Origin of the sequence: Streptomyces sp. NBC_00210 (genome assembly GCF_045160975.1) — a bacterium.
Lineage (GTDB): Bacteria > Actinomycetota > Actinomycetes > Streptomycetales > Streptomycetaceae > Streptomyces.
The window spans coordinates 8,148,809-8,160,008 of sequence record NZ_CP108120.1; the positions used below are offsets into that span (position 1 = coordinate 8,148,809).

The 11,200-nt window shown below is 68.9% G+C and carries 13 protein-coding genes and 1 pseudogene; 6 read left to right on the plus strand and 8 right to left on the minus strand.

The features are described 5' to 3' along the window. Positions 1-88: 88 nt before the first annotated feature. From OG729_RS36665 to OG729_RS36675, 3 genes are all read right to left on the minus strand, one after another. Positions 89-1,072: an aldo/keto reductase gene (locus OG729_RS36665; protein WP_360868637.1), complete on the minus strand. Its 984-nt coding sequence runs from the start codon at positions 1,070-1,072 to the stop codon at positions 89-91. Positions 1,073-1,123: 51 nt separating this feature from the next. Beyond that, positions 1,124-2,068: a nucleoside hydrolase gene (locus tag OG729_RS36670; RefSeq protein WP_360868640.1), complete on the minus strand. Its 945-nt coding sequence runs from the start codon at positions 2,066-2,068 to the stop codon at positions 1,124-1,126. Between the two features lie 160 nt (positions 2,069-2,228). After that, positions 2,229-3,125 carry a hypothetical protein gene (locus OG729_RS36675; RefSeq protein ID WP_405810333.1) on the minus strand — a complete coding sequence of 299 codons (897 nt, stop codon included), beginning with the start codon at positions 3,123-3,125 and terminating at the stop codon, positions 2,229-2,231. A gap of 208 nt (positions 3,126-3,333) precedes the next feature. Here OG729_RS36675 and OG729_RS36680 point away from each other — a divergent pair. Beyond that, positions 3,334-3,477 (plus strand): annotated as a pseudogene (locus OG729_RS36680) (TetR/AcrR family transcriptional regulator); the annotation flags it as partial. Positions 3,478-3,804: 327 nt separating this feature from the next. Here OG729_RS36680 and OG729_RS36685 read toward each other — a convergent pair. Both OG729_RS36685 and OG729_RS36690 read right to left on the minus strand, forming a co-directional pair. Continuing rightward, on the minus strand, positions 3,805-4,134 hold the full coding sequence (locus tag OG729_RS36685) for a hypothetical protein (protein WP_405803908.1): 330 nt from the start codon (positions 4,132-4,134) through the stop codon (positions 3,805-3,807). A gap of 75 nt (positions 4,135-4,209) precedes the next feature. Beyond that, positions 4,210-5,079, minus strand: a complete 870-nt coding sequence (locus OG729_RS36690) for an IS5 family transposase (protein WP_405803909.1) — start codon at positions 5,077-5,079, stop codon at positions 4,210-4,212. A 60-nt stretch (positions 5,080-5,139) separates the two neighbouring features. Here OG729_RS36690 and OG729_RS36695 point away from each other — a divergent pair, with 60 nt between their 5' ends. Continuing rightward, a complete protein-coding gene (locus tag OG729_RS36695) occupies positions 5,140-5,262 on the plus strand; it encodes a hypothetical protein (protein WP_405810335.1) in 123 nt (40 codons plus the stop codon). A 76-nt stretch (positions 5,263-5,338) separates the two neighbouring features. After that, on the plus strand, positions 5,339-6,217 hold the full coding sequence (locus tag OG729_RS36700) for a hypothetical protein (protein ID WP_405810337.1): 879 nt from the start codon (positions 5,339-5,341) through the stop codon (positions 6,215-6,217). 8 nt (positions 6,218-6,225) lie between these two features. Here the strand turns inward: OG729_RS36700 and OG729_RS36705 are convergent, their stop codons facing one another. Then, complete coding sequence (locus OG729_RS36705) at positions 6,226-6,474, minus strand: hypothetical protein (RefSeq protein ID WP_405810338.1); 249 nt, start codon at positions 6,472-6,474, stop codon at positions 6,226-6,228. A gap of 175 nt (positions 6,475-6,649) precedes the next feature. Here OG729_RS36705 and OG729_RS36710 point away from each other — a divergent pair, with 175 nt between their 5' ends. Further along, complete coding sequence (locus OG729_RS36710; protein WP_405810340.1) at positions 6,650-7,252, plus strand: TetR/AcrR family transcriptional regulator; 603 nt, start codon at positions 6,650-6,652, stop codon at positions 7,250-7,252. Positions 7,253-7,278: 26 nt separating this feature from the next. Here OG729_RS36710 and OG729_RS36715 read toward each other — a convergent pair whose 3' ends face one another. Continuing rightward, positions 7,279-8,025 (minus strand): type 1 glutamine amidotransferase domain-containing protein, encoded by a 747-nt coding sequence (locus tag OG729_RS36715; protein WP_405810341.1) that lies wholly within the window; start codon positions 8,023-8,025, stop codon positions 7,279-7,281. Positions 8,026-8,032: 7 nt separating this feature from the next. After that, positions 8,033-9,319, minus strand: a complete 1,287-nt coding sequence (locus OG729_RS36720) for an MFS transporter (protein ID WP_405810343.1) — start codon at positions 9,317-9,319, stop codon at positions 8,033-8,035. A 666-nt stretch (positions 9,320-9,985) separates the two neighbouring features. Between OG729_RS36720 and tgmA the strand changes: the two genes are divergently transcribed. Both tgmA and tgmB read left to right on the plus strand, forming a co-directional pair. After that, positions 9,986-10,177: a putative ATP-grasp-modified RiPP gene (gene tgmA, locus OG729_RS36725; protein ID WP_360868664.1), complete on the plus strand. Its 192-nt coding sequence runs from the start codon at positions 9,986-9,988 to the stop codon at positions 10,175-10,177. A gap of 13 nt (positions 10,178-10,190) precedes the next feature. Beyond that, positions 10,191-11,147 (plus strand): ATP-grasp ribosomal peptide maturase, encoded by a 957-nt coding sequence (gene tgmB, locus OG729_RS36730; protein ID WP_405810345.1) that lies wholly within the window; start codon positions 10,191-10,193, stop codon positions 11,145-11,147. The last annotated feature ends 53 nt before the right edge of the window (positions 11,148-11,200 follow it).

Consider the following 11,200-nt stretch of genomic DNA (forward strand, 5'->3'; position numbering starts at 1 on the left):
GTATCGGCTCACGACCCGATGCGGCGATGACTCCCACATCAATCATCACGCTGACGGGACGAATTGCGACCTGAGCCGCCCGCCGCGGCTACCAGCGGTGGTGCACCTGGCCGCGGATGCGTCGGTCGTACAGCTCACGCACCGCGTCCAGAGTCTCTTCGGTGAGCCGGGGCAGCGACGCGGCCGCGGCGTTGGCACGGGCCTGGTCGACCGAGCGGGCACCGGGAATGACGCTGGTGACGCCCTGCTGCTGGAGGATCCAGCGCAGTGCGGTCTGGGCCGGCGTGGCGCCTTCGGGGGCGAGCGCGGAGAACTCCGCCGCCGCTTCGACACCGGTCTCGTAGTCGACGCCGGAGAAGGTTTCGCCCTGGTCGAACGCTTCCCCGTGGCGGTTGTACGTGCGGTGGTCGTCGGCCGCGAACACCGTGTCCTTCGTATACCTGCCGGACAGGAGGCCGGAGGCCAGCGGCACCCGGGCGATGATGCCGACGCCCGCCGCCCGTGCGGCCGGCAGCACTTCTTCAAGTGGCTTGCGCCGGAAGGGGTTGAGAATGATCTGGACGCCGGCGGTTCCCGGTCGGGCAATGGCCGTCAGTGCCTCGGCGCACGTTTCCACGCTGACGCCGTAGGCGGCGATGCGCTTTTCCTCGACGAGCGTGTCGAGCGCGTCGAACACGGCATCGGATGCGAATACGGGCGTCGGAGGACAGTGCAGCTGCACCAGGTCGAGCGTGTCCACGCCGAGATTGGTGCGCGAACGGTCGGTCCAGGCACGGAAGTTGTCCAGGACGTAGCTCTCCGGCAGCTGAGCGGCTCGGCGCCCCATCTTCGTGGCGACGAACACATCGGCGTCGGGGTGGCTTTGGAGATAGCGGCCGATGAGTTGCTCGCTGCGCCCATCGCCATAGACGTCGGCGGTGTCGAAGAAGGTCACGCCCGACTCGACGGCCGCATCGAGGACCGCGAAGGCATCTGCTTCCCGCACCTCACCCCAGTCGGCGCCCAGCTGCCACGTACCCAGACCCACGACGGAAACGCTCTTGCCCGCCCTGCCCAGCACTCGCTGTTCCATGTCGCCATGCTACGTCTGCGGATCTGCCACGGACCTGCCGCGAACCCCAGCTCACGCCGTACGTTTCCCGAGCGCTTCGACCGCCGCGATCACCCGGTCCCAGAACAGCTCACGCTCCAGCGCCACCGCGACGCGCGCGTTCACGGGCCGGTCCAGATATCGGTGCAGGTCCACCACCGTCGCCCCGCGTGTGTGCTCTCCGCGCAGTTCGACCGCCACACTCGCGTCGGCGCAGTGCACGATGGCCGGGTCGATGACCCGGGCCACCGCGACGGGGTCGTGCAGGGGCGGGGACTCGAAGCCCCACAGCCGCCGGTATGTGGCTGCGAAGAACATCATCAACTCGGCGCAGATTCGGCCGAGTTCGGTACCGAGCCCTTCGAGGCGGGCCAGCACGTCGGGCGTGGCAAGCGCTTGGTGGGTGACATTGAGCCCGCACATGGTGACCGGTACGCCGCTGCGGAGGACGATGTCCGCGGCCTCGGGGTCGACGTGGATGTTGAACTCGGCGGCCGGGGTCCTGTTGCCGCGTTCTGTGGAGCCGCCCATGAGCACGATCTCGCGGATGTACGCGGCACTGTCGGGGTAGCGGGTCAGAAGCAGGGCGATGTTGGTCAGCGGCGCCGTCGGGACGAGGGTCACGGGTTCCGGATGTCGGGTCAGGATCCGGTACATGAGATCGATCGCGTGCTCGGGGACCACATCGACGGTGGGCTCCGGGAACTGCGGCCCGTCGAGACCGGAGTCCCCATGGACATCGTCAGCGACGAGCAGCGGCTGGACGAGCGGCCTGGCGCATCCGGCCGCGATGGGAACACCGGTGATTCCCGCTACCGTGCAGACGCGGCGCGCGTTCAAGGTGGTCTTCTCGACCGTCTGATTGCCTGCGACCGTGGTGATCGCCAGCAGGTCGATCGCCGGATCCCCCGCAGCGAGCATGATGGCGATGGCGTCGTCGTGTCCGGGGTCGCAGTCGATGATGATCGGGACAGGCACGGTGCTCCTCGGTGTCAGGGACGGCAACGTGCCTTGAGTGTGCCCCTGAAGCGGGTCCGGGCGCGGCTTTCGCCGAAGCGGGTGGTGGCTCGCGCCGTTCCCCGTGGCGTACCTCGGCCGGCTGTGTCACGGCCCTCTGTCACGGGCTCTCGGCCGCCTGTCACGAGCTCTCGGCCGCCAGACGCTCGGCAGTCTCGGCCGCCCGCTGCGCCTTGCGGCGCGCCGTTCCAGCCGCACGTTCTGCCGCCTGGGCCCGCTCCCGTGCTTCGCGCGCACTGTTACGGGCACCCTGTCGCTGCTGCTGGGCCTCCTTCAGCTCCCGGGCAAGTGCGGAGGCCCGTTCCTCGGCCTCCTCCAGCGCTTGCTCGGCCTGCTCTTTCTCCGCCTCCGCCTGCTTCTTCTTCGCCTCCAGGGCGTGCGCCTCTTCTTCGGTGGCTCTTGCGTCCTTGCGGGCCTGGTCGAGCTTCCTGCGCTGTTCCTGCTCCTGTTCCTGTTCCCGCTCCCGCTCGCGGCGTGGCTCCTGCTTCCTGCCCGACGCGGGCCGGGCCGGCGGTTTCGGCTGCGGCACGGCGGTCTGCACGGCCTCGGTGAATCCGATGGGCGGGCTGAGCGGCCTGGCGAGGTGCCCCGTTGCCCATTCCCGGGCCGCCTGCGGGTCGGCCAGCACCGCATGCAGGGTGGCTTCGACCTCGTACTGCGCCTCGTCGCTGATCGGCTGCCCTGCCGCTTGTGCCAGCTGCCGGGCCTCGCGGGCCAGCGCGCCCACCAGAGCATGCTGCCGGCGGCCGAGCTCACGCAGCTGCTCGCCGTCGAGATTCCGGTGGGCCTGGCGCAGCCCTTTGCCGAGGCTGATCAGCGACTGCGCCTCTTGTGGCCGACGACGCACGAGCAGGTTGCCGGCCCAGGCCGAAAGCGTCGGGCGGCGCAGGTCTTTGATGTGGTGGGCGAGTTCGCTGTCACCTGCCTTGCGGGCCGCGGCCGCGCGCTCGTCGCGGGCGGCGGTGAAGTCCTTGGGCCGCAGCTCGTACAGCTCGTCGGTAACGCTCTCCAGGTCCACAGTCCTCCAGCGGGCATCAATCCCCGCTACCGATTTTCTCACCCGCAGTGCTCCGCGCAGGTCAGTGCGCTGCCGGGCGACAGCCCCACGGTGAAGGCGGAGTGCGGTCCATCAGTCCAACTGCCATGCCGTTGACGTGAGTTGCTGGCCAGTTCCAGAATGACACGTCATTCCGTCGCGGGAGGAGCCGGTCGTGCCGCAGAGCGTGGTGGACAAGCGGGACGCGATACTGCGCGCGGCGGGCAAGGTGTTCGCAGAGCGTGGCTACCACGCGACCGGCATCTCCGACATCGCCCGCGAGCTCGGTGCCGGGCACGGCACCTTCTACCGCTACTTCAAGAACAAGGAGGACATCGCGCGCAGCGTGGTCGCCCGCGCGCTGGGGCAGGTCATGGATGCCCTCGCCGACGAAGACCCCGGCTCCTGCGAGTCGCTGGTGCAGTACCGGGAACAGGTCCGGCGCATCGGACACAAGCTCTTCGACCTTGTCGTCGCGGAACCGGCGCTGTGCCGCATTCTCTTCTACGACGCCATCGCGATCGACAGGGCCGAGCCGGAGCTGGCCGGCCGGGCCATGGAGGCGGCTGCGCGGTACACCGCTGCCTTCATTCACAACGGACAGGACCGCGGCTTTCTGCGGCGTGATCTCGACGCCCATGTCGTGGGCCTAGGGCGTGTTTTAGAACTCGCTGATCTGCCTGTTTGGCCGTCCGGAGAGGTCGCGGGCGGCCATCCAGATGGTGAGGTTGCTCGCGATCCGGCCGATGCTGGTTTCGGTGGTGACCTCGTGCTCGCGGTGGGTGGTGTCACGGCGGACGACCTCGTAACCGCCTTCGTCCAGGACGGCGACCGAGGCGAACCAGGCCGGGTCGTCCTCGTCGGGCTGGATGACGACGAAGGTGTTGTCCGTGTCGTTGAGGTCGTCGATCAGCATGAACAGTGCGTCTTCGGACGGGTCGTCGAAGTGGTCGCCGTTCTCGCTGTCGCCGCAGTAGTACCGAGCCCCCATCGGACTGTCTCCCCTCAACATGCTGGGCTGTGACCGCCGTTCAGCATGGCATGCGGGGCCGACACCGTCGGCAGGTCACAGCCATTCGTTGATGGCGGCGACATGGACGGTGGCCTCGAAGCGAACGGCGAGCTTGTCGAACCGCATGGCCACCGCCCGATTGCGCTTGAGCCGGTTGATACCGCATTCGACCGCGTGCCGGGCCTTGTAATCCTCGTGATCGAAGACCGGGGGACGCCCGCCATTCGTCCCACGGCGCTTGCGGTGGCCTGCCTGGTCGGCCGGTTCCGGGATGGTGCAGCGGATCCCGCGCCGACGGAGATAGGCACGGTTGGTGCGCGAGGAATAGGCCTTGTCGCCCCGCACCCGCAGCGGCCGACTGCGGGGACGCCCGAGCCCCAGCCGAGGTACCCGGATGGCTTCCAGGACAGCCACGAACTGTGGGCTGTCACCGCGCTGCCCGGCGGTGACCAGAAGCGATAACGGCCGCTGGCCCTGTTCACAGGCCAGATGAATCTTGGTGGTCCAGCCACCCCGGGACCGGCCCAGGCCGTGGTCGTCGGGCTCGGCCCCCATCCCGCCCGGCGGTTCCTTCTGGGCTTGCCCGTCCCGGCGGGCACCGGCCGCATGCTGATGAGCCCGGCAGATCGTGGAGTCGACGTTCACTTCCCACGTGATCAGCCCGGCGGCATCGGCCCGAGCCTGCAACCCGGTCAGTACCACCGACCAGACACCATCGCGCTGCCAGCGGCGAAAGAGCCCATAGACCGTCTGCCACGGCCCGTACTCCACAGGCAGATCCCGCCACGGGGCACCGGTCCGCACCCGCCACCGGATCCCGTCGATCAACCTCCGCCGACACGCTGAAGGTCTGCCCACCCCCGCGACCGGCAACAACGGTTCCAGCACTGCCCACTGGCCATCTGAGAGATCCCCACGCCCCACACCGAGAGCATCACGGCATGAGGCGTGGCCAGGAGCCCAGTTCTAAAACACGTCCTAGCCGTGAACGGAATGATCGTCACCGGTGCGGTGCGGCTGCTGCACGCACGGGATCCCGAAGCCATGCGTGATCCGTGGATCCGCACGGTGGAGACGCTCATGTTCGACGGCCTCGGTTCCCCCTGAACCACAGGCCCGCAAGGACCGCTCATTTCTTCTGCCTCGAGAACGGAATGACGTGTCATTCCGGAAAGGGAGCACGATGGTCCAGGTCGATGTCTTCTGGTCCTACGGGATAGGCGCGAGTTTCGCGACCGCCGCCGCCCAGCAGCTCACGGCCCGCACCGGCCGCACCGGCCGCACCGGGCACGACGGCCGGTGGTCCAACCCCTACCTGATGGGCACCGTTCTCTACTGCGCGATCCTCTTCGCGCCCAGCGGGGCATGGCTCCTGTGGGGCTTTCCCGACTGGGAGACGATGCAGGTCGCAGACGGGCACGGCGCACTGCCCGCCTGGCTCGTCGCACTGTTCGCCGCGACGAATGTCAGCCAGGGCGTACTCGGCTTCTGGGTTGCTCAGCGGCTCATCGCCTCCGGCCGGGTGTACGCGGCGTTCCTGCAGGCCGGGATCGGATACGCGGGCATGTTCTTCATCCTTGTCCACGGCTGGGACGGCCGCGGCTACCAGCGGTTCTTCTCCGCCGGCCGGGAGACCTTCGCGGCGTGGCCGGAGCAGCCCTCGGTGGGGGAGGCCCTGTCGCGCATGGGTGACTGGCTCACGTCGCCGGTCGCCCTGACGCTTTACGGAATGGGGGTCGTGCTCGTTCCGGTGATGCTGGCGTCCATGGCGCTCTGGATCCGGTCCGGGCAGCGCGAGAGTGGCACCAGGGCCGTGACGGGCCGCTTCCGCATCCTTGCTGCCGTGCTCGGCGCCGTCTTCGGGGTTGCACTCGGCACGGCCGTGGCCGCCTCGGTCCTGGTGCACCTGCTCGGCTGGTGGCTCGGCGTCCCGGTCGCCGTCCTTCTCGCCGCGCTCCTGGTCGTACGACGCGGTGGTGCGGCCGACCGCACCTTCACGTTGCTCGGACTGCCGGACCGCCGCGGCGGCCGGGGGCGGACAGTCCTCGCCGCGGGGGACTGAGGCGCGGGTTACGCGTCCGCGGGGGACACGGCCCGGCCCGCGGCGGGCTTGGGGCCGGCCGGCTCGCCCCGCAGCGGTACTTCCTTGATGAACAGGGCGGCCAGGAATCCCGCGGCACAGACAACGGCTGCACTGAGGAAGATGTGGCTGATGCCGGTGGCGACCGCCTCCTGGTAGGCGTGGGAAAGGTGCGCGGGGTGCGCGGGAGACGTCCCGTCAGCAGCATTTGCACCGGGGCCGGTTGCGGCGGTGAGCAATGAGCCGAAGACGGCGACCCCGAGGGATCCGCCGAGGGTGCGGAAGAGGTTGGTGGAGGCGGAGGCGGCACCGTGTCATCGCCTCACCGACCGCCACGAACACAAAAGCACACCGAGTAAAAAAGTGCAACGAGTCAACTTATTGAATCGAGCAACCTTGGGGTAGGATGCAGGCATGACGCAGACCATTGGGCGCCGGGAGCGCAAGAAGGCGGCCACCCGCAAGTCCCTCGCTGACGCCGCCCTGCGCCTGTTCCTCGACCGCGGCTACGACCAGGTGTCCATCCGGGACATCGCGGAAGCCGCCGACGTCTCCACCACCACGCTCTTCAAGCACTTCCCCAGCAAGGAGGCGCTGGTCTTCGACGAGGACACCGATCAGGAGGCCGCCCTCGTCGCGGCTGTGCGCGACCGCACACCGGACCAGTCGATTCCGCAGGCTCTGCGCGAGCACATCAAGCACGTACGGATCAGCCCAGGAGACTCTGACGCCCGGTTCAGCGCATTCCTCGACCTCGTCAGGAACACCCCCGCCCTGAGCGCCTACGCCAACCGCATGTGGACGCGCCACCAGGACGCCCTCGCCCACGCCATCGCCCACGAGATCGGCGCCGAGGCAAGCGAGCCGCGCTGCGCTGCGCTGGCCCGGTTCGCACTCGAAGCTCCCGGACTTGCCCACGCCGCTGACGATCCGCACCGGGCCGTCGACGCCGCCTTCGACCTCCTCGAACACGGCTGGGACGCCGCCCGTCATACTGCGGGCGGCGTGAAGGCGTAGCCCAGCGGCCGCCCCGCGGCTCGCGCTTACGCCTCCAAGAGCTCCAGATACCGGCGGCCGAACAGGTAGGCGTCCCCCGGCCAGCGGGCGGAAACGTAGTTGCGGTCCTGGACGACCAACGCATGCGTGTCGTCGGTCGCGGTGCCGCGCGCGGTGAGGACTCTGGGGCCGCGTTCGAACTGACTGCCCGGATCGGCGAGGGCGGTTTTGACCTCGTCCTCGACGTAGGCCGGGTAGGTGCGGTAGTAGCGGCCGAGGCGCCACGCGGTGGTCAGATAGGCCGAGCGTTCCATGTACTTGGGCAGGCAGGTCGTACGGCGGTTCGCCAGCACGCTGCGGCCCGTGGCTGTGTCGTGCGACCGGGCCAGTACGAGTACGCCGTGGCAGATCGCACCGACGGGCCGCTCCAGCGCCCAGAACCGTGCGACCTGCCGGTGCAGGACCTGTGAGCCGAGGTACTGCCGCATCCCCGGCGCGTGCCCGCCGGGCAGGATCAGCCCGTCGAAGCCCGTCACATCAACATCCGCCCACGACACGGTCGCGGTGAACTCCTCGGACCGGGTGAGTTCGGCGTAGAAGTCCTTGGGTTCCTTCTCGGCGCCGAGTTGCCCGAAGAGCACTCCGGTCAGCAGCCGCGGGTCCGCGGCGGGCCGTGTTCCGGCGTGTTCCGTGGCGAACACCACCTGGTGCCCGGCATCGGTGAGCATCCGCCATGGCACGGCCACTTCGGTGACGTCGAAATCGCGGTCGGGAACCGGCAACAGCACACGCATGCGTGCATCATTGCAGGCGCTTCACGTTGATCTCAGCCGCTTCAGCCGCTTCAGCCGGATCATCTGCGCGTCCGGATGGCCGCCGCGCCAGCGCGAGCGCGACACCGAGATACGGGACGGCGAACAGCGCGAACAGTAGCCCGTGGCCGGTGTGCCGGGAGGCCGCGCCGTACGCCGCGTACATCATCAGCGTCGCCACACCCGTGCCGAGACCGGCCAGTGAGGTCACGGTCGCCCGGCTGGTCCCGGTGATGGCCGACTGCAGCCGCGCGTCGGCAACCACGTCGGCCATCTGGAACACCAGGAACGCCAGCCCGAGCAGGGCAAAGCCGGCCGTGGTCCCCGAGAGTGCGCCCGCCGCCATGACCGCCCCGGCTGTCGCCACCACGGCGGCCATCGCGCGGGCCGACAACGCTCCCGCACGTTCGGCCAGCAGGCTGCCCATGGTCACTCCCGCCCATACGACCAGTACGAGAAACGGCACCTCCTGCGTGGAGGCCCCCAACTCGGTGGCCAGCAGCGGGATGTACTCGTCCAGGGCGCCCCACACCGTGCTCAACACGACTGCCATGACCAGGGCGTTGCGTACCGACCTGCTGCCGCGGACTTCGCGGAGGCCGGCCGTCAGTGTCCCGGCGTAGCGGGCGCGGCGTCTGTCCGCCCCGTCGGCAGGGTCCCCGGGGCTGCCGTCCCGATGCTCGGGCAGTGCCGCTGCCGTGAGAGCGCACAGCAGGCAGGCCGCGACGCTCGCCACGCCCAGCGCGCCATAACCGCCCACGGCGAACACGGGGCCGGCGGCCGCGGTGGCTACGGCTGTTGCGGCCATGCTCACCGCTGCCGCGCGGCCCATGAGCCGTATGTAGCGGGAGGCGGCGCCGAGCCGGTCGAGTTCTTCGTAGACCAGCGCTTCCATGGCGCCGGATCGAAGTGCGCCGCCGGTGCCCCAGAGCACGAATCCGCTGGCGAACGCGGCGTACGACGGCAGCAGGACCCACAGCGCGAAACCAGCGGCCGACAGCAGCGGCCCGGCGATCAGCAACGCCCGGCGCGACACGGCATCAGCCCAGATGCCCGAGGGCACCTCGACCAGCAGGCCGGTCAGGGACCAGATGGCGAACAAGGAGGAGATCTCGGCGGTGCTCAGGCCGTGCTCGGCGAAGAGCACAGCGTAGACGGGGTAGAGCAGTATCAAGTCCTCGAGGCCCGCGTAAACGAGGAGTTTTCGCTCCAGTCGCCGGACCCTTCGGCACGGCGCGTCGGCTCGTGCGGGCACACGTGAGGTGGGGAAGAGCATGGAAGGTCCTTCTGCGGCACGGAACGGACGGGGGCGGAGGGCGCTCGTCCCGGCGGCGGCCCTCGGCAGCCCGTTCCCTGCGGACCTTCAGCGGTGAATCAATGTCGTCGTCGGCTCATGGCGTCAGTGTACGAAACGCCCCCGGAGCCGTTCGCGCCATTTTTCAGCTCCTCGTTGCAGGCGTTGCGGCAGTGGGAGAGGACGAAGCGGCCGTCGATCTGGACGGTCTCGGCGAAGCGCAAGTTCAGTGTGCCGGTGATGCGGGCGCCGCCGAGACGCAGTGCCGGGCGGTCACGCTGACCCGATCCTTGCCACCCGGGACCAGATCCCGGAATCTGCCCCTGGCATGTTGGCGCTGTGACTGATGGGGCTTGAGTGTCAGGTGGTGATACATCTCACCTCCTTGCAGTGCACGAGAATGCTCGTTCTGGCGTCTTCTCGGGTGTCAGCAGGGCATCGCAGAACATCAATTGGCCCCGCACGCAGGCATGTTCGTGAGGTTTGCCGCCTCGCCGGGCATATGGCTGGGTGGGCCGGATGTCTGGCTGAGGAACAGTTTTTCGCATTGTGACGGTATGTGATGAAACCATTACGTTTTCCATACGTACTGTTACCCATGTGACTCTGACGGGACCTCAAGCGGCCCCGTAGGGGAGGGAGATGGGCATGAAACCGTTTGCGTGGAACTTCGCACGCCCGGCCGAGCTGTCACCGGTGACGGACGAGTACGCGTACGACCCGACGCTGCAGCTGAATGTGCTGCCGGACGGGCGCCCGGCCATCATGGACAGGGCGTTGCTGGCAGCAGTGGGCACCACGACATCGACGGCTGGTTCCGCGACCCACTTCGACGACTGACCGGCCGCACTCAATGACCGTGCTGATCCTGACCTGTGAGCAGGATGTGACCGCCGACATGGTGGTGGCGGTGCTGCACGAACGGGGCGTGCCCCTGGTGCGTTTCGATCCCGGCGACCTTCCTGGCGAGGGGGCCCTGTCGGCCGAGTACGTGCGCGGTGAGTTCCGTGGCTATCTGTCGACGGGCGGGCGTGTGGTGAGCATGGACGGTCTGCGGTCGATCTGGATGCGAAGACCGAGCCGGCCGGCGGCGCACGCCGCCGAGCCGTCGGAGTGGCTGTCCGCGGAGAGTGAGCAGGCGCTGTACGGAATGCTGGACTGCACGGCGGCACGCTGGATGAACGAGCCCGGCGCGGCCGCGAGAGCGCGTCTGAAGCCGTGGCAGCTGCGTCTGGCTCACCGAAGCGGCTTCCCGGTGCCCGCCACGATCATCACCACCTATCCGCAGATCGCGCGTCAGTTCGCCGAGCAGTACCGGCAGGTGGTGGTGAAGGCGGTGTCGGGCAAGCCGCCCAGCGACCCGCCGATGGTGCTGCCCACCACGCTCGTGCCGCCGGACGCGGACTTCGCGGGCGTTGCCGCCGGTCCCACTCTGCTGCAGCGGTACGTCGACAGGCGCGCCGACATCCGGCTGACCAGTGTCGGCGACGAGTCGTTCGCGGCACGGAAGGTCTCCGAGCCGGGGCAGGTGGACGGACGGTTCGGACACACCGGGCACATGTGGGAGCCCGTCGACGTGCCCGTCGGCATCGCGCGTGCCGTTGCCACCTACAAGAAGCTTGCCGGCCTCGCCTACGGAGCTTTCGACTTCGCGGAGGACTCGCAGGGGACCTGGTGGTTCCTGGAGTGCAACCAGGGCGGTCAGTTCGGCTTCGTACAGCTGCAGACCGAGCAGCCGATCGCCGAAGCGGTCGCCGACTGGCTGAGTGGCGGAAGCGGCCCCATGCCTGCGCCTGCGGTTCAGGCATGAGGCCGCGTCGGTCATCCGCCCTCTCGACGGGGCGGGAGCGCCCCGGACCGGGT